Origin of the sequence: Mesorhizobium sp. B2-2-4, from assembly GCF_006442375.1 — a bacterium.
Taxonomy (GTDB): Bacteria; Pseudomonadota; Alphaproteobacteria; order Rhizobiales; family Rhizobiaceae; genus Mesorhizobium.
This window is the reverse complement of sequence record NZ_VFWB01000002.1, coordinates 105,983-123,683: the sequence shown is the minus strand read 5'-3', so window position 1 is coordinate 123,683 and position 17,701 is coordinate 105,983. Positions and strand designations below refer to the sequence as shown.

The window sequence follows — 17,701 nt, the reverse complement described above, 5'->3', positions numbered from 1 at the left end:
ACGGGCGGCACTATTGCACTAATATAATAGTTCTGGCAAGCTGGATCTGACCGCTCCCGTCACTGGCGTCGGATCGCAACGAACCCCGCGTCGCAAGCAGGTGCATTCCGTTTGACATTCGAATAATTTTGCCATTTCAGGTGGACGAACGATGGGATTTTCCATGGATCTAGATCCTTCGACCCTCAATCGAGCCCTCCCGCTGCGCGACCAGATCTACAACAAGATCCGCAACATGATCGTCGTCGGACGGCTGAAACCGGGTGAGGTCATCAATGAGATCGCAATTGCCGAAGCGCTGGGCGTCTCGCGCACGCCCGTGCGCGAAGCGGTCAAACGCATCAGCGACGAAGGGCTCGTCAAGATCCTGGCGCAGACCGGCACCTACGTTGCTCCCATCAGCCGGGCCGACCTCGAGGAAGCCTATGTCATCCGGCGTGCATTGGAGATGGAGAGCGCCAGGCGCGCCGCCGCCAAGCTGACGCCGGCTGCCTGTGAATTGCTGGAAGACAACATGGCCGCGCATAAGCTCGCCATTGCGCGCGGCAGGTACGCCACAGCGATTCAGCTCGACGACGTCTTTCACCGCACCATTGCTGAAATATGCGGCTTGCCGATGATCTGGCGCGCCGTCGACATCTCAAAGGCGCAGATGGATCGCGGCCGCTATCTCGCCATTCCGAAGCCCGGCTATGGCGAGCAGACGATCGAGCAGCACGAGGCCATTCTGGACGCGCTGAAGCGTCACGACGCCGAGGGCGCCGCACAGGCAATGGAGCATCACCTCGAGACGTCATTTCGCAACACGCTCGAAGTCGCCGCCGAGCTTCTCGACTGACGACCTCGACTGAGCGCTGAGACGGGCGGCGCAGGTTTGAGGTCCCGAACCTGGCATCCGACCGGCTTGCCGATGCCCGGCGAGCAATGTTCGCAGCTTGACCGTTGACGTTCTATTATATTAGTATTCCGATCCATTCGGCGGCATTGTGCCGGCGGGGCTTTTTCAGAGTTCGTAATGGCGCGGTTCATCCAGCTTTCGCATGCCGACAACATCCTTCTGGCGGTCGATCCGTTGATGATCGGCGACAAGGCAGGCGACATCCCCGCGAAGGCGCGCATACCGCGCGGCCACAAGATGGCGATCCGCGACATCGCTTCGGACGAGCCGGTCGTGAAATACGGACAGACCATCGGATTCGCCCGCGGGCCGATCGCCGCCGGCGATTGGGTTCACGAGCACAATGTATATCTGCGCAATTTCGAACGCGACTATCTGTTCGGCACCAACGCCAGCCAAACGCCTGTCGTCTCTGAAGCCGAGCGCGCGACCTTCATGGGTTACCGCAGGCCGAGCGGCAAGGTCGGGACGCGCAACTTCATCGCTGTCCTGACCTCGGTGAATTGTTCGGCCAGTGTCGCCCGCTTCATCGTGGAAGAGGTCAACCGCTGCGGCATCCTGCGCGACTATCCCAATGTCGACGGCGTGATCTCACTCGTCCATGGCACTGGCTGCGGCATCGGCACCAAAGGCCTCGCTTACGACCTCTTGAAGCGCACGCAGTGGGGTTTTGCCACGAACCCCAATGTCGGCGGCGTGCTGATGGTTGGGCTCGGCTGCGAGGCGTTCCAGATTCCGCGCTGGATGCAGTCCTACAATATCGAGGAGAGCACGACCTTCCGCACGATGACGATCCAGGAGACTGGCGGCACACGCAAGACGGTCGAGGCCGGGGTCAAGGCGATCGTCGATATGCTGCCCATGGTCAACGCCGCGCAAAGGACGCCACAACCGGCCTCCGAACTGGTGCTCGCGCTGCAATGCGGCGGGTCGGACGGCTATTCCGGCATCAGCGCCAATCCGGCGCTTGGCGCCGCCGTGGACCTGCTTGTCGCGCAAGGCGGCACGGCGGTGCTGTCCGAGACGCCGGAGATCTACGGCGCCGAACATCTGCTGACCATGCGCGCGGAAAACCGCGCGGTCGGCGAGAAGCTGATCGAGCGCATCCGCTGGTGGGAGGACTACACAGCCAAGCACGACATGGAGATGAACAACAACCCGTCTCCCGGCAACAAGCTCGGCGGGTTGACGACGATCCTGGAGAAGTCGCTCGGCGCGTCCGCCAAGGGCGGGACGACCAATCTGCGCGCGGTGCTGGAATATGCCGAACCGATCAACGAACGCGGCCTCGTCTTCATGGACACGCCCGGCTACGATCCGGTTTCGGCAACCGGCCAGGTCGCCGGCGGCGCGAACATATTGTGCTTCACCACCGGGCGCGGTTCGGCCTTCGGCTGCAAGCCGACGCCCTCGATCAAGCTTGCCTCCAATTCCTTCATTTTCGAGCAGATGCGCGAGGACATGGACATCAATTGCGGGGACATCCTCGACGGCGTCACGCTGGACGACAAAGGCCAGGAGATCTTCGCAGAGATCCTGCGCGTGGCATCGGGCGCGCGTACCAAATCGGAATCGCTGGGCTACGGCGACAATGAGTTCGTGCCCTGGAACCTCGGCGCTACCATGTAGCGACATCGCCCGCCCGCAACGGGCAACGTCAATTCACCCAACCAGAAAGAACGCTCGGCATGAACAGGATCGATCTTGACGGCCAACACGCCGTGGTCACCGGAGGCGCGCAAGGCCTCGGCTTCGCGATGGCCAAACGTTTCGTCGCCTCCGGCGCGACGGTCACCTTATGGGACGTCGACGAGGCGCGCCTCGAAGCGGCCAAGCGCGACCTTGGCAAGGCCGCCAAGACCCTGGTCGTCGACATTGCGGATTGGGAGACGGTGGACGCCGCGCGGGCAAAAACCGAGGAGAGCGCCGGCAAAATCTCCATCCTGGTCAATTCCGCCGGCATTGCCGGTCCCGCCGCCCCGCTTGACAGCTACGATGTAGAGACGTGGAAGAAGATCATCGACATCAACGTCAACGGCACCTTCTACGTCAACCGCGCCGTCGTGCCCGGGATGAAAGCGCGCAATTACGGGCGCATCGTCAACATCGCTTCCGTCGCCGGCAAGGAAGGCAATCCCAACGCCGCCGCCTATTCCGCTTCGAAGGCGGCGGTCATCGGCATGACCAAGTCGCTCGGCAAGGAACTCGCGCAGTATGACATTGCGGTCAACTGCATCTCGCCGGCCACCGCGCAGACCCGAATCCTCGAACAGCTCACGCCCGAGCACATCGAATACATGCGCTCGCGCATTCCACGCGGCCGTCTGCTGGAGGTCGACGAGGCCGCCGCCATGGTCGCCTGGCTCGTCTCAAAGGAAAACAGCTTCACCACCGCCTCGACCTTCGACCTGTCGGGCGGGCGCACGACCTATTAGTCGAATACCGGCGCGCCGCGAAGCGTCTGCGCCGCGGCGCGCCGGTACACCGGCACTTGCTGCCTCACGGAGATGCGGCCGCGTCGCCTGCGAAGACTCGAGCTGCCTGGATCTGGGGGCGCACCATCAGGTAGAACGCGACGACGTGCGTGATCATCAGCAGTGGGACATAGATTACGGGGATCGCGTATGCAGCGCCCAACTGCCCCGCCAGCTCAGGAAGACCGGCTTGGCTGCCGTGATAGTAGTCGACGGCGATATCGATCGTCCCCACGAGATTGAACGCGACGACGGACAACCAGAACAGCGGACGTATCCTCGTCGTCAAAAGCGCCAGCATGGCCAACACTCCGGTTGCGAAGTCGCCATAGGCGGCGAAGGTGGCGAAATCAGCCGGCAAATCGCGCCCGACGACGCCTGGAACGATGAAGACAAGCCCGAAGAAGCGGAAGCTGTGCAGCGTGGCGATGGCACGTTGCGCCTCGACCAGGTTGACGGATCTGAGCCGGGGCAAGACATACACGCCGACGCAGAGCAGCCAAGGCACGTAGCCTAGAGCGAGATGTAACAGGAAAATGGTTGCAGGCGACATATGGCCTCCCAAGAGATGTAAGGCGCAATTTACGCCCGCTTCCAGCGGTCGACTATTCGCGATAATGTTGACGGGGCATGAAGCAGAACTTCACAATCCGGAAAGGCGCGCTCGACGGCGTGGAGGCGTTCCTCGGCGTCGCGCAACACCGCAGCTTCCGAAAAGCGGCCGCGGAGCTCGGCGTCACGCCATCGGCGATCAGCCAGGCGGTGCGCGCGCTCGAGGTGCGCGTCGGTGCGGCGCTCTTCATGCGCACGACGCGCAGCGTCGGCCTGACCGAAGCCGGCGAACGGTTCCTTTCGCGCGCAAAGCCCGCTTTCGAGGAGCTGGTCGCAGCAAGCGAAGTCGCACGTGAACTTGGGCAGCGGCCGACCGGGCTGTTGCGCCTCTCTGTGCCGCGCGCCGTGGTGCCGATCCTGCTGGAGCCGCTGGTGGCATCCTTTTGCCAGGCCTATCCCGAAGTAGAGGTGGAGATCGCCGCAAGCGGTGAGCTGGTCGACCTGGCGGCCGAGGGGTTCGACGCCGGCATCCGGCTCGGCCAGTTCATCGCCGCCGACATGGTCGCGGTTCGGCTGACGCCGCCGTTCCCGCTCGTGGTCGTCGGCAGCCCTGGCTATCTGCGCCGGCAGAAACGGCCGGAGCGCCTCGACGATCTGCGCGGCCATGCCTGCCTGCGCATGCGCCGCTCCAACGGATCGATCGCGCCCTGGCCCTTCATCGACGGCAACAAGACCGTCGAGGCAATCGTCTCCGGGCCGCTGGTCGCGCATGATTACCCGACACTGCTTGGCGCGGCGATCCAAGGTGTCGGACTTGCACAGGTGCCCGGCCCTCTCACCGAAGCCCCGATTGCCGATGGCCGGTTGCAAGCGTTGCTCACGCCCTTCGCCGTCACGACGCCGGGCGTTTTTCTGTATTATCCCGACAGACGCCAGGTCCTGCCCAAGCTGCGCGCGTTCATAGAGCATGTTAAATATCGGGGAACGGACGCCGAAGGCGCGCGAACTTCCTGAGGCCACGCCCTCGATGACATGCTTGCCTGTTCGTGCCGCGCTAATTGGCGCGAAGGGCCGCGATCACCGCGGCGGTAACCTCGGCGGTGCTCGCGGTGCCGCCGAGATCGGGGCTGAGATATTCCGCCCGGTCCGTGACAAGCTCGATCGCAACCATGAGGCGCCGCGCGGCGGCCTGCTCGCCGAGATGCTCAAGCATCAGGCTCGCCGTCCAGAACGATCCGAGCGGATTGGCGACGCCCTTGCCGGTGATGTCGAAGGCCGAACCATGGATGGGTTCGAACATGGACGGCCGGCTGCGCGAGGGATCGATGTTCGACGTCGAGCCTATGCCGAGCGATCCGCCCAGCGCGGCGGCCAGGTCGGAGAGGATGTCGGCATGCAAATTGGTCGCCAAAACCGTGTCGATGCTGCCGGGCTTGTTGACCATGCGCTGGGTCATGGCGTCCACCAGCATCCAGTCGACGGTGAGACCGGGGTAGTCGCGAAGCAGGCCGCGCACGACTTCGTCCCACAGCACCATGCCATGACGCTGCGCATTCGACTTGGTGACAACCGTCAGAAGCTTGCGGGGGCGCGACAGCGCAAGCTCGCAGGCGAAACGTGCGATGCGTTCTATCCCGGCGCGGGTAAAGACGGCGACATCCATGCCGACCTCGATAGGCAGTCCGCGATGGGCGCGACCACCGACGCCGGCATATTCGCCTTCGCTGTTTTCGCGCACGATCACCCAGTCAATCTGCTTGCCGAGATCGGGCCGCAACGGGCCGGTCAGCCCGGGCAAGAGGCGCGTCGGCCGCACGTTGGCGTATTGGTCGAACCCCTGGCAGATGGCCAGGCGCAGCCCCCAGAGGGTGACGTCGTCGGGAAGGTTCGGATCGCCGACCGAGCCGAAATAGATCGCATCGAAGCCCTCCAATTGCCCGAGGCCGTCCTGCGGCATCATGCGGCCGTTGCGGCGGTAATAGTCGGAGCCCCAGTCGAAGCGCTTGAAGTCGAAGGCCAGACCCGGCTCGACAGCGGTCAGGGCTTCCAGCACCTTCACGCCGGCTTCGACGACCTCCGGCCCGATACCGTCACCGCCGATGACAGCGATCCTATGCGAGGACATTTTCAGTTTCCTTCTCGATGGCAGCGACGATGGCGCCGCGGTTGTGGCCAAGTCATTGCAGCAGCATGCGGGTGGATTCGATCATCGCATAGGGATTGACGATGCCCTCGCCCGCGATATCGGGCGCGGACCCGTGCGCCGCTTGCGCCATGGCTATGTCGCCTTCGCCGATGCACAGGCCCTACCGCTGATAATGCCGGCGGTTCTTCAGCCTAGCCGAGCGGCGTGCCACTTCAGGTGATCGTCCATGAAGGTCGAGATGAAGTTGTAGGAATGATCGTAGCCTTCCTGCATGCGCAAGGTGAGGTCGATGCCGGCCTTCTTGCAGGCTTCATCGAGCAGCCACGGACGAAGGCCTTCGTCAAGGAACCCATCGGCCGTGCCCTGATCAACCAGGAACTCGCCAAAACGGCGGCCGTCCTCGATAAGCAGCGTGGCGTCATAGGCGCGCCAGTCCCTGTCGTCGGCGCCGAGATATTTCTCGAGCGCAGGCCGCGACCAGCCAGCGGTCGTCGGCTGAACGATCGGCGCGAAGGCCGAGCAACTCCTGAAGCGGTCGGGGTTCTTCAGCGCGATCGTCAAAGCGCCGTGTCCGCCCATCGAATGACCCGATATGCCCTGGCGCGCCATGTCGGCAGGGAAGTTCGCGGCGATCAATCCCGGCAGCTCATCGAGGACGTAGGAATACATACGGTAGTTCCTGGCGTAAGGCTGCTGCGTCGCATCGACATAGAAACCGGCGCCGCAGCCGAACTGCCAATTATCCTTCTCGTCCGGCACATCGGCACCGCGCGGGCTGGTGTCGGGGCAGACCACGATGAGACCAAGCTCGGCCGCCAGGCGCCGGTACTCGCCCTTGTCCATGACATTGGCATGGGTGCAGGTGAGACCCGAAAGATACCACAGCACCGGCACCGGCCCATCCTTGGCCTGCGGCGGCACGAAGACGGCAAAGGTCATGTCGCAGGCGCAGACCTCTGAAGCGTGCGAGTAAACACCCTGGACGCCGCCATGCGACTTGGACGTGGAAACGACTTTCATCAACTCTGCCTTTTCGTCATGACCTTTCGGTCCGACATAGCTGCCGGCCACCGCACCCGCAACCTTCAGCCCTGCAAACAGCACCGGCGGCGTAACCGAGGTGCACCTTGGTCACGCCGCCGGTCGACGCCGGACTTTGGGAACACGCCGACCTGGCCGGGAGGCTGGAGGTAGCGAAAAGTCCGGGCATTTCTGTGGCCCGCCTTCTCAAGCCGACAGGGCTCCTGTCGGTCCAAGCGGGGATGTCCTCGGGCCCGCGGCGTGTGGCCGCCCTCAGTAAACCACGACACTCCTGATCGACTTGCCCTCATGCATGAGGTCGAAACCCTTGTTGATGTCCTCGAGCTTCAGCGTGTGGGTGATCATCGGATCGATCTCGATCTTGCCGTCCATGTACCAGTCGACGATCCTGGGCACGTCGGTGCGGCCGCGCGCGCCGCCGAAGGCGGTGCCCATCCAGGTCCGCCCGGTGACCAGCTGGAAGGGCCGCGTCGATATCTCCTGGCCGGCGCCGGCGACGCCGATGACCACCGACTTGCCCCAGCCGCGATGCGAAGCCTCCAGCGCCTGGCGCATCACCTTGGTGTTGCCGGTGCAGTCGAACGTGTAGTCGGCGCCGCCGATCTGGTCGGCGCCGCGCTTGGTCATGTTGACGAGATGGGGAACGATGTCGCCGTCGATCTCCTTCGGATTGACGAAATGCGTCATGCCGAAGCGCTCGCCCCAGGCTCGTCTGTCGTTGTTGAGATCGACGCCGATGATCATGTCGGCGCCGGCAAGTTTCAGGCCCTGGATGACGTTGAGGCCGATGCCGCCGAGGCCGAAGACCACCGCGGTCGCGCCTTGCTCGACCTTGGCGGTGTTGATGACCGCGCCTACGCCGGTGGTCACCCCGCAGCCGATGTAGCAGATCTTGTCGAAGGGCGCGTCGGGATTGACCTTGGCCACGGCGATCTCCGGCAGCACCGTAAAGTTGGAGAAGGTCGAGCAGCCCATATAGTGAAACAATTTTTCGCCCCCGATCGAGAAGCGCGAGGTGCCGTCCGGCATCAGGCCCTGGCCCTGCGTGGCGCGGATGGCGGTGCACAGATTGGTCTTGCGCGACAAACACGACGGGCACTGCCGGCATTCGGGCGTATAGAGCGGGATCACATGGTCGCCCTTTTTGACCGAGGTGACGCCCTTGCCGACATCGACCACCACGCCGGCGCCCTCATGGCCGAGAATGGCGGGAAACAGGCCCTCGGGATCGGCACCCGACAGCGTGAACTCGTCGGTGTGGCAGATGCCGGTCGCCTTGATCTCGACCAGCACCTCGCCCTCGCGCGGGCCGTCGAGGTCGACCTCCATGATCTCAAGCGGCTTTCCGGCAGCAACGGCAACAGCGGCGCGGGTTTTCATTTCTTTCTCCCAAACTTGCTTGCCGGGACGACCGATCGCCCGGCGTTGCGATAGAAATCATGCGGCCTTGGCCGGCCCCGCCGGGAACACGCCCGACATCACGGTAAAGCCTTTGATGCGTTTGACACGATCGCACCAACGCCGGATGGCGGGATAGTCCTGGCGCGTAATGCCGCCCTCCTCCGACAGCATGATGTAGGGAAAGCAGGCAATATCGGCGATGGTCGGATGATCGGCCGAGCAGATCCAGCCGCGGCCCTGCTGCTCGCCGAACCACAGATGCTCGTCGAGGATACGGAACAGCCGGTGCGCGCCGGCGCGTGCGGCATCGATGTCGAAATCGTAGAACAGCGCGTCGTGCAGGCGGGCGGCCGACGCCGTCGAAGTGATGCCGTCGGCGAAGGCCAGCCACTGGCTGATCTCGCCGAGCAGGGCCGGTCTGTTCCGGGGATACCATGTGCTCGACGGATCGTATTTCGACGCGAGGTAGACCAGGATCGCCTGGGCGTCGCGCAGGATCAGCCCTTCATCCTCGATAACCGGCAGTTGGCCGAGCGGATTGAGCTTCAGGAACCATTCCGACTTGTGTTCGCGGCCGGGGTAGAAGTCGACCGGCACTGTCTTGTAGTCGATGCCGAGAAAACTCATCAGCAGCCGCAGCTTGTAGCAATTGCCCGAAAGTTCGTAATCGTAAAGCGTGATCATCGGGAGTTCCTAAACGTCGAGCACGAGGCGTGCCGATTTGGCGCGCGAGACGCAGGTCATGATCCTGGTTCCGGCCTTGCGCTCGGCATCGTTGAGGTAGACGTCCTGATGGTCCGGCTCGCCTTCGATCACGGTGGCGACGCAGGTGCCGCATGCGCCCTGCTCGCAGGACGACGGAACATCGATGCCATTCTCGCGCATCACCTGCATGATCGTCTTGCCGGCCGGCACTTGCAGCGTGACGCAGGAGCGCGCCAGCGCTACTTCGAAGCTCGAACTGTCGTCGATCTTGTTGGTGTTCTTGAAATATTCGAAATGGATGGCGGTATCCGGCCAGCCCTGCTCGGCGGCGATCTTGCGCGCGGCTTCCAGCATCGGTCCGGGACCGCAGATATAGAGATGCATGCCGTCCCGGTAACCGGCGAGAATCCCTCGAAGCTCGGCGCCGGTCGCGTCCGGCGACAGCCCGAGATGCGGCTTCAGCGCATCGCCGAGATGCTTCAGCCGATCGGCGAAAGCGAGGTGTTCCTGCCCTTGCGCAAAATAGTGCAGCTCGTGCGCCAGTTCCTGGTTCTTCAGCGCCTGCGCCATTGCGAGCAGCGGCGTGATGCCGATGCCGCCGGCGACGAACAGCGTCTTGATCGCGTCACGGCGCAGCGGGAAATTGTTACGCGGCTCGGAAATCGCCAGCACGTCCCCCTCGCGCACGGTCTCGTGCATGCATTTCGAACCGCCCTTGGAATCGCGTTCCAGCTTGACGCCGATGATGAAGCTGTCGGTTTCACCAGGGCCGTTGGTGATCGAATACTGCCTGATCTCGCTATTGGGCATATGGACGTCGATATGGGCTCCAGGCTGGAACGTCGGCAGGATGCCCTTGATCGGGCGGAGCTCGAAACCGGCAACGCCGTCGGCCGCCTGCCATTTCCTGGCCACGCTGACGCGCAGCGCCGCCTTGCGGCCATGCGCGGTCACCTCGGGCATTTCGGCGAGTTCGGCCGACACCCTTTCGTAGATCGGCTCGATCGGCGCGGGCGCCGGTGCGTTCGCGACGTCGCGCTCGACCTCGTCGCGCAGCTTGGAAAGCCGCTCATTGTGGTGGCGCAGGATGGCGATGCGGGCGGCTGCTTCGACCTCCTGATCGAGCACGCCACGGATCACCGAACGGTTTGAATCAACCGGCTGCACGAAGAACACGCCGCGCGTCTCGGCACCACCATCGCGCGAATGCAGCGCCACGGCAAAATCCCGCGCGGCCTCGATGATGGTTTCCGCGCCCTCGCCTTCGATCGCTGCGTTGGGCTGAAAGCGATAGGCCTTCAGCCTTTCGACGACCTTGTCGGCCGGCGCGTTGACCGCGATGCCGCGCAAGGCGAGCAGCTTGCCTTCGGTCAGCGCGGCAACATCCGGCACCTCGCCGCGAGGCTCCTCGGAGGACCAGACCAAGCCGTAGCGCTCGACCCCGGGGAAGGTGCGGTTGGTGATGGTGCGGGCCGGTGCGTCGGCAGGATGCGCGGGAATGTAGGTGCAGCCGGCGGTGCGGTTCGAATAACGCCAGCCGTGATATTGGCACTTCAGCTCGCGCCCGTCATTGATGCCTATCGACAGCCTGACGCCGCGATGCAGGCAGCGGTTTTCCCAGATGTTGATGTAGCCGTCATCGGCCCGCCAGACGGCGAATTCCCGGCCGAGCAATTGACTATGGAAAACGTGGCGGTACGGCAAATCATGGGAAGCGGCGATCGGATGCCACTGGCTTCTGGCTTCTTCCAACATCAATCGTCTCCAAGAATCTCGTCAGGCCGCAACCGGAATGACACCGTAGGTCACGCCCTTCTGGCTGAGCCAGCGCCGGTAGGCGATGGCCGACTTGTCGGCCCGGATGGGCGTTTCGGCGCGCGGATCGAGCGGCAGGCGTTTGGGCACCTGGTTTTCCAGGATCGGCTTGTCCTGGCCGAAGATCGTCTGCTGGAAGCGCTTGATCACCTTGTCTTCATTGTCTTCGTCGAGCACGCAAAGCAGCATGTGAGCGCGCACGTGCTCCTGGTCGACCGGCTGCAGGAAGATGGCGATGACGTCGCGCCGTGCCTCGTCGACCGGGCTCGATTTATAGAGCACGGAGCAATAGGGGTGCGGCACGCGATAGACATAGTCCACGTCGGCGCCGCCACCGGAAGCGGTCGAAGCCATCGGCTGGAAGAAGCGGCAGCGCGTGGCCAGGATCTCGTCACGGTCGACGGATATCTCGACGTCGTATTCCTTGACTTCGGTATGCGGCTCGACGCCGAGTATGTCGGTATGCACATAGGGAAAGTGGCCCATGTCGAGAAAGTTCTCGATGGCGCGCGGTGCCGAGACGTTGACGCCAAACGTGGCCGCGTTGAGCTTGCGGCGGTCCGGCTCTTCATATTCCGGGATCGGGAACAGCTCGGCCGGTGGCGAGCCGAGCGAAGTCCAGACATAGCCGTAGGCGCTTCTTGCCGGCAGTCTGTCGGCGCCTGGAACACGATCCACCCGTTCTACATCGGGACGTGAGCGCCAGACGACGGGCTCACCATCCATATCGACCGCAAAACTGAGGCGCTCCTCGAGCAGAACGGTGTCCTGGACAGCGCCGGGAATGGTCTCGGCGATCGCCCCTACGGGATGCCAGAGATTGAGGATCACAGGATCCGAGCATTTTGTCATCGTTTTATCCTCTGGAAGCCCTCAGACGTCATCAGGCTTGTGCCGGTATCGCGCCATAGGTGACGGCCCGATCACGCAACCAGCGCCGGTAGGAAACCGACACGGCATCGGCACGGATCGGGGTCTCGGCACGTGGATCGAGCGGCAGGCGCTTGGGTACCTGGTTCTCCAGGATCGGTTTGTCCTGGGCGAAGATCAATTGCATGAAGCTGCGCACCGTTGCCGCCTCCATGCCTTCCTTAAGATAGCAGAGGTAAGGATGCGCGATGCAGTTTTCCTCGTCCACCGGCTGCACGAACAGGGTAATGACGTCGAGCCGGTCCTTCTGGATCGGGTTGCTCTTGTAGAGAGCCACCGTGTAGGGCCGAATCACCCTGTAGATGTAGTCGACGACAAAGCCTTCCTTGGCGGTCGGCGAAGCCACCGGCTGATAGAATTTGCATTCGGTCGCCAGCACCTCGTCCTGCGCTGTGATCTCAACCTTGTAGGGCGCGACCTCGGTATGCGGCTCCTCGCCGAGCCAGCCGGTATGAATGAAGGGGAAATGCCCCATATCGAGAAAATTCTCGACCGCGCGGAGGCCCGACACCTTGACCGCGATCGAACCGCCGCTGACCAGATGCCGGTCTGCCTCATTGGCCTCAGGGATATAGATGATGTCGCGCCAGGGCTTGTCCAGGCAGGTCCAGATGAAGCCATAACGCTGGGCGCTTTTCAGCGTGGCGCCCGTATCGCTGCGAACGACTTCGATCTTGTTTGAACACTTGTGAACGGAGAGAGCGACCCCAAGCAGGCATGTGGCAAACCGCGTATCCTGGCTTAGCGATTCCTGATCCGCGACGATGTGCCAGTCGTTCAAAAGCTCGCGGTCAACGCAACGGGTTGCCATCGGCTTCCCTCCCAACTCGGCTAGCCCTTCACCATGAACCTAGCCCGACGTTTCGGGACGACGAAACCACAAGATTGGATACCAATCAACATTTTTTTGTCGTCCAAAATCCTTTTTTGTGTTGACAGATTATGATGATTGAATTCCGATATGAGAAAGCTGAACCTGGGATATGTCATGTCCTGACGAGGCATGTCGCCATCACGAAAGCCCGCTGATCATGTCGTCGAAATGGCGGAGAACCATGCCTTGAGCAGCCGTTCCCAGACCATCGCGGATACGCTGACCCGCGCCATCATCGACCATCGCCTCGTGCCCGGCTGCAAGCTCGGCGAACGCGAACTCTCCGAAATATTCAACGTGAGCCGCATCGTGGTGCGCCAGGCCCTGATCCGGCTCGCCGATGACGGGCTGGCCCAGATCGAACGCAACCGCGGTGCCTTCGTCGCCAAGCCGAGCATGCAGGAGGCGATGGAGATCTACGACGCGTTGACGCTCGTCGAACAGGGCGTCGCAGCACAGCTCAGCGATCGCCTTGGGCCGGCCGGCTGGGCCGAACTGCGCCAGCATGTCGAGCGCCAGCGCCAAGCTGTTGCCGCCGGCAACGATGCGCTGGCCGACGTGCTGGGCCAAGAGTTCCATACCGTGTTCGTACGCCTCAGCCGCAACAAGGTCATGCAGGAAATCCACGCGCAGCTGGTGCGCCGCACGACGCTGCTGCGCTCCCTCATTTCAGCCGATTTCGACTATTGCAATCTGCTGGACGACCACTCGCGGGTCGTCGACCTGCTGGAGAAGGGCCGGCTGAAACCGGCCATGGACCTGATCGACACCCACCACCGCGCGGTGGTGCGCGGCTACATCATGGATCGCGCAGTGTTTCCAGAGATGACGCCTGCCGAAGCGCTAGCGCCCTATCTCGACGGCAAGGCCGACGGCGCGACTGTGCCGCTGCGAAGATTGTCGAATGCATCCGGCGGCGGCGACGCGGCAACGCATCTCCACCTCCATATCCCCAGAACAGACCGGGCACCGACAAGCCGGGCATCAACAAAAAAGACCAACAGAGGGCTACCATCATGAAGAAACTGACGAGACGTGAATTCCTGAAACACAGCGGCGCGGCCGGCGCGGCTCTTGGCGCGGGAGCGCTGAGCACCATCGCACAGGCGCAGGAGGTGCTGAAGATCGGTGCCGTCTACGTCTCGCCGGTCGCCGAGATCGGCTGGACCAAGCAGCACAGCCTCGGCGTCGAGGCCATCAAGGCCGAATTCGGCGACAAGGTCGAGCTCACCGTCATCGACAACATCTTCATGCCGCAGGACGCCGAGCGTGTCTTCCGCGAACTGGCCAGCGCCGGCAACAGGCTGATCTTCGGCACAAGCTTTTCGCATGGAACGCCGATGCAGAAGGTGGCGCCGCGCTTTCCCAAGGTGGCGTTCGAACACTGCTCAGGCATCGTCCACCTAGCCAATCTGGGAACCTTCGAAGCGAAATATTACGAAGGCACCTTCGTCGCCGGCGCGGCGGGCGGCTACATGTCCAAATCGGGCAAGATCGGTTTCATCGGCGGCTTTCCGATCCCCGACATCGTCGGTCCGGCAAATGCGCTGCTGCTTGGCGCGCAGAGCGTCAATCCAAACGCGACCTGCAACACCATCTTCCTGAATTCCTGGTTCGACCCGGGCAAGGAGAAGGAGGCGGCCAAGACGCTGATCTCTCAAGGCTGCGACGTGGTCTGCTCGATGACGGACACCGCGACCGGCGTACAGGTCGCCGGCGAAGGTGGCGCCTGGTCGATCGGCTATGCCAGCGACATGTCGAAATTCGCCTCGGGCAAGCAGCTGACCTCTTTCGTTCTCGATTGGACCAGCGACTATGTCGGCGCAGCCAAGGCCGTGGCCGCCGGTACCTGGAAGCCGGAAGTCCGCTGGGACGGATTGGCGGCCGGGGTGGTGAAAATGGCCCCCTACAATGAGGGTATCCCCGCCGATGCGCGCGCCAAGCTCAAGCAGCTCGAGGCCGACATCGGCAGCGGCAAGCTTCATCCGTACGCCGGGGAGCTGAAGGATCAGGACGGCAACGTCAAGGTTGCCGCCGGTTCGGTTCTGGCCGATGACGACATTCGCGGCATGAACTGGTTTGTGAAGGGGATGATCGGCAGGCTGAGCTGATCACCGTAAAAGTGCCGGGAGACGCCCAAGTCCATACCTTCGGCGTCTCCTTGCCTGGTTCCCGTCCAACCTCGCTTCACGCCACGGCAGGACCCGCCATGCATCCGCGACTAGAACTGCGCAACATCTGCAAGCGCTATCCCGGCGTCGTCGCCAATGACGATGTGTCGCTGTCGATTCAACCCGGCGAGATCCATGCCGTGCTGGGCGAAAACGGCGCCGGCAAATCCACCCTGATGAAAATCATCTATGGGGCGACGCAAGCCGATTCCGGCGAGATCTTTTGCGACGGCAATCCGATCGCCACGCACACCCCGGCGATGTCGCGCGCACTCGGCATCGAAATGGTCTATCAGCATTTCGCGCTGTTCGAATCCGTTTCGGTGGTCGAGAACATAGCGCTCTCGGCAAGCAGCGCATACGACCTGCCTTCGCTCGCCGACAAGATCCGCGATCTGTCGCGCCGCTACGGCATGCCCATCGACCCGCATCGCCAGGTGCACGACCTGTCGGTCGGCGAGCGCCAGCGCGTCGAGATCGTGCGCTGCCTGCTGCAGGGGCCGAAACTGCTGATCCTCGACGAGCCGACCTCGGTACTGACGCCGCAGGCGGTGGTGAAGCTGTTCGAGACGCTCCGCCAACTTGCCGCCGAGGGCTGCAGCATCGTCTATATCAGCCACAAGCTCGACGAGGTCCAGGAGCTCTGCGACACCGCCACCGTGCTGCGCAACGGCAAGGTCACCGGTACCGCGCGTCCGAAGGAGACGACGTCGCTGGAGCTTGCCCGCATGATGGTGGGTTCGAAGCTGCCTGAAATGCATGTCGGCCCGCCGACGCCAAGCGACAGACCGGTGCTCGAGGTCAACAGACTTACGGTGAAGTCCCGGGATCATTTCGGCGTCGACCTGAAGGACATTTCTTTCAAGGTGCATGGCGGCGAGATTGTCGGCCTGGCCGGGGTTTCCGGCAATGGCCAGGCCGAGCTGATCGCCTTGCTCAGCGGCGAGCGCACGCATGAGCGCAGCGACGCCATCCGGATTTGCGGAACCGGCGCAGCCCGCCTTCGCCCGCACGAGCGCCGCAAGCTCGGCGTCGCCTTCGTTCCCGAAGAGCGGCTCGGGCGCGGCGCCGTGCCCTCGCACACGCTGTGGGAGAATGCGGTGCTGACCGCGCACCGCTTCGGCACGGTGCGCAACGGGCTGGTCGACCGGCGCCGGGCCAAGGCGTTCGCCGCCGGCATAATCGATAGGTTCAAGGTCAAGGCCAACGGGCCGCAGGCGACCGCGCAAAGCCTGTCCGGCGGCAATCTGCAGAAATTCATCGTCGGGCGTGAGATCGCGCTCCAGCCGAAGCTCCTCCTGGTGTCTCAGCCGACCTGGGGGGTAGACGTCGGCGCGAGCGCCTTCATCCGGCAGACCATCGTCGATCTCAGCCGCGCCGGCGCGGCGGTGCTCGTCGTCTCCGAGGAACTCGACGAGTTGTTCGAGATCTGCGACCGGCTGCTGGTCATTTGCCAAGGGAAGGTTTCCCCACCGCTGGCGCGCAAGACGACCGATCGCGAGGAGATCGGACTTCTGATGACGGGCCGCGGCATGAGCGACGGCGCATTGGCAAATGGGGGTGGCAACAATGCGCTTCAGGATTGAACAAAGGCCGGAGCCCTCCTCGCTGATGCGCGTCGCCGCGCCGGCACTGGCGACCCTGTTGACCGTCGTCGTCGGATCGATTTTCTTCGCCTCCCTCGGACATGATCCGCTGGCGACCCTCCATGCCTTCTTCATCGAGCCGCTCTCTTCCATGAACGGCCTGTCCGAATGGCTGCTCAAGGCCTCGCCGCTGATCCTCATCGCTTGCGGGCTGGCGGTCGGCTTCCGCGCCAATGTCTGGAATATCGGCGCCGAGGGCCAGTTCACCATGGGGGCAATCGCGGCCAGCGGCGTGGGGCTTTTCTGGCCGAACCCCGAAAGCGTGCTGCTGTTGCCGCTGATGTTCATCGCCGGCATGGGCGCCGGCATGGCCTGGGCGGCAATCCCCGCCTTTCTGCGCGCCCGCATGAACACCAACGAGATCCTGGTCACGCTGATGATGACCTATATCGCGACGCTGTTCCTGTCCTATCTCGTGCACGGACCGTGGCGCGATCCGGCCGGCTTCAACTATCCGCAGACGGCACTTCTGCCGACGGCGGCCCTGTTCGAATCCTTTGACCCCGCCTATCGGCTCAACCCGTCGATCTTCATCACGGTCGTCGCCGTGCTCCTGATGTGGCTGTTCACCGACCGCAGCTTCCTCGGCTACAAGATGTCGGTGAGCGGGGCTGCACCGCTTGCCGCCCGCTATGCCGGCTTTCGCGAATCGGCTGCGGTCTGGATCGGACTGCTGGCGGGAGGTGCCGCGGCCGGCATCGCCGGCATGGCGGAAGCCGCCGGGCCGCTAGGGCAGCTCTCACCTCAGATTTCACCAGGCTACGGCTTCGCGGCCATCATCGTTGCCTTCGTCGGACGGCTGAACGCCTTCGGCATCGTGCTTGGCGGGCTGTTGATGTCGCTGCTTTTCCTCGGCGGCGAAGGTGTGCAGATGACTCTCGGCCTGCCTTCGGCCCTGACGCGGATCTTCCAGGGCATCCTGCTGTTCTTCCTGCTCGCCGCCGACTTCTTCATCTTCTATCGCGTTCGACTGGTGCGACCCGTCCGGGACACGCATGCGCTGGAGACGGCACGATGAGCGGATTTCGGGTCGTGCGGGAGACAGCCT

16 protein-coding genes and 1 pseudogene are annotated in these 17,701 nt (G+C 63.3%); 8 read left to right on the top strand and 9 right to left on the bottom strand.

Annotation, left to right across the window (positions count from 1 at the left end; all coding sequences use genetic code 11):
• The first annotated feature begins 163 nt into the window (after nucleotides 1-163).
• From FJ959_RS05710 to FJ959_RS05700, 3 genes are all read left to right on the top strand, one after another.
• The gene (locus tag FJ959_RS05710; protein ID WP_140497544.1) at nucleotides 164-838 is read left to right on the top strand and encodes a GntR family transcriptional regulator; all 675 of its coding nucleotides are present in this window, start codon (nucleotides 164-166) and stop codon (nucleotides 836-838) included.
• A gap of 177 nt (nucleotides 839-1,015) precedes the next feature.
• Nucleotides 1,016-2,527: an altronate dehydratase family protein gene (locus FJ959_RS05705; protein WP_140628974.1), complete on the top strand. Its 1,512-nt coding sequence runs from the start codon at nucleotides 1,016-1,018 to the stop codon at nucleotides 2,525-2,527.
• Between the two features lie 59 nt (nucleotides 2,528-2,586).
• Nucleotides 2,587-3,333 carry an SDR family NAD(P)-dependent oxidoreductase gene (locus tag FJ959_RS05700; protein WP_140583921.1) on the top strand — a complete coding sequence of 249 codons (747 nt, stop codon included), beginning with the start codon at nucleotides 2,587-2,589 and terminating at the stop codon, nucleotides 3,331-3,333.
• Between the two features lie 64 nt (nucleotides 3,334-3,397).
• Here the strand turns inward: FJ959_RS05700 and FJ959_RS05695 are convergent, their stop codons facing one another.
• Complete coding sequence (locus FJ959_RS05695) at nucleotides 3,398-3,925, bottom strand: hypothetical protein (RefSeq protein ID WP_140514462.1); 528 nt, start codon at nucleotides 3,923-3,925, stop codon at nucleotides 3,398-3,400.
• 77 nt (nucleotides 3,926-4,002) lie between these two features.
• Here FJ959_RS05695 and FJ959_RS05690 point away from each other — a divergent pair, with 77 nt between their 5' ends.
• A complete protein-coding gene (locus FJ959_RS05690; protein WP_140628971.1) occupies nucleotides 4,003-4,938 on the top strand; it encodes a LysR family transcriptional regulator in 936 nt (311 codons plus the stop codon).
• A gap of 40 nt (nucleotides 4,939-4,978) precedes the next feature.
• On the opposite strand, the gene FJ959_RS05685 is transcribed toward FJ959_RS05690, so the two are convergent.
• The 8 genes and pseudogenes from FJ959_RS05685 to FJ959_RS05650 form a co-directional block, all read right to left on the bottom strand.
• Complete coding sequence (locus tag FJ959_RS05685) at nucleotides 4,979-6,049, bottom strand: tartrate dehydrogenase (protein ID WP_140628968.1); 1,071 nt, start codon at nucleotides 6,047-6,049, stop codon at nucleotides 4,979-4,981.
• Nucleotides 6,050-6,104: 55 nt separating this feature from the next.
• Nucleotides 6,105-6,212 (bottom strand): annotated as a pseudogene (locus FJ959_RS05680) (isocitrate/isopropylmalate family dehydrogenase); the annotation flags it as partial.
• Between the two features lie 44 nt (nucleotides 6,213-6,256).
• Complete coding sequence (fghA, locus tag FJ959_RS05675) at nucleotides 6,257-7,090, bottom strand: S-formylglutathione hydrolase (protein WP_140497531.1); 834 nt, start codon at nucleotides 7,088-7,090, stop codon at nucleotides 6,257-6,259.
• Nucleotides 7,091-7,363: 273 nt separating this feature from the next.
• Complete coding sequence (locus tag FJ959_RS05670) at nucleotides 7,364-8,491, bottom strand: S-(hydroxymethyl)glutathione dehydrogenase/class III alcohol dehydrogenase (RefSeq protein WP_140497529.1); 1,128 nt, start codon at nucleotides 8,489-8,491, stop codon at nucleotides 7,364-7,366.
• A 57-nt stretch (nucleotides 8,492-8,548) separates the two neighbouring features.
• Entirely contained in the window at nucleotides 8,549-9,196 is a 648-nt protein-coding gene (locus FJ959_RS05665) for a glutathione S-transferase (protein ID WP_140564393.1), read from the bottom strand.
• Between the two features lie 9 nt (nucleotides 9,197-9,205).
• Nucleotides 9,206-10,972, bottom strand: coding sequence for a Rieske 2Fe-2S domain-containing protein (locus FJ959_RS05660; protein WP_140628965.1), 1,767 nt, complete (start codon nucleotides 10,970-10,972; stop codon nucleotides 9,206-9,208).
• A gap of 21 nt (nucleotides 10,973-10,993) precedes the next feature.
• A complete protein-coding gene (locus FJ959_RS05655) occupies nucleotides 10,994-11,884 on the bottom strand; it encodes an aromatic ring-hydroxylating dioxygenase subunit alpha (RefSeq protein WP_140555640.1) in 891 nt (296 codons plus the stop codon).
• Between the two features lie 31 nt (nucleotides 11,885-11,915).
• Nucleotides 11,916-12,773 carry an aromatic ring-hydroxylating dioxygenase subunit alpha gene (locus FJ959_RS05650; RefSeq protein ID WP_140628962.1) on the bottom strand — a complete coding sequence of 286 codons (858 nt, stop codon included), beginning with the start codon at nucleotides 12,771-12,773 and terminating at the stop codon, nucleotides 11,916-11,918.
• 249 nt (nucleotides 12,774-13,022) lie between these two features.
• On the opposite strand from FJ959_RS05650, the gene FJ959_RS05645 reads away from it, so the two are divergent.
• From FJ959_RS05645 to FJ959_RS05630, 4 genes are all read left to right on the top strand, one after another.
• Complete coding sequence (locus tag FJ959_RS05645) at nucleotides 13,023-13,856, top strand: GntR family transcriptional regulator (RefSeq protein WP_140497518.1); 834 nt, start codon at nucleotides 13,023-13,025, stop codon at nucleotides 13,854-13,856.
• Nucleotides 13,853-14,947, top strand: a complete 1,095-nt coding sequence (locus FJ959_RS05640; protein WP_140555643.1) for a BMP family ABC transporter substrate-binding protein — start codon at nucleotides 13,853-13,855, stop codon at nucleotides 14,945-14,947. Before FJ959_RS05645 ends, FJ959_RS05640 begins: the two co-directional genes overlap by 4 nt.
• A gap of 98 nt (nucleotides 14,948-15,045) precedes the next feature.
• Nucleotides 15,046-16,593, top strand: a complete 1,548-nt coding sequence (locus tag FJ959_RS05635; RefSeq protein ID WP_140628960.1) for an ABC transporter ATP-binding protein — start codon at nucleotides 15,046-15,048, stop codon at nucleotides 16,591-16,593.
• A complete protein-coding gene (locus FJ959_RS05630; protein ID WP_140561639.1) occupies nucleotides 16,577-17,671 on the top strand; it encodes an ABC transporter permease in 1,095 nt (364 codons plus the stop codon). Before FJ959_RS05635 ends, FJ959_RS05630 begins: the two co-directional genes overlap by 17 nt.
• Nucleotides 17,672-17,701 lie beyond the last annotated feature (30 nt).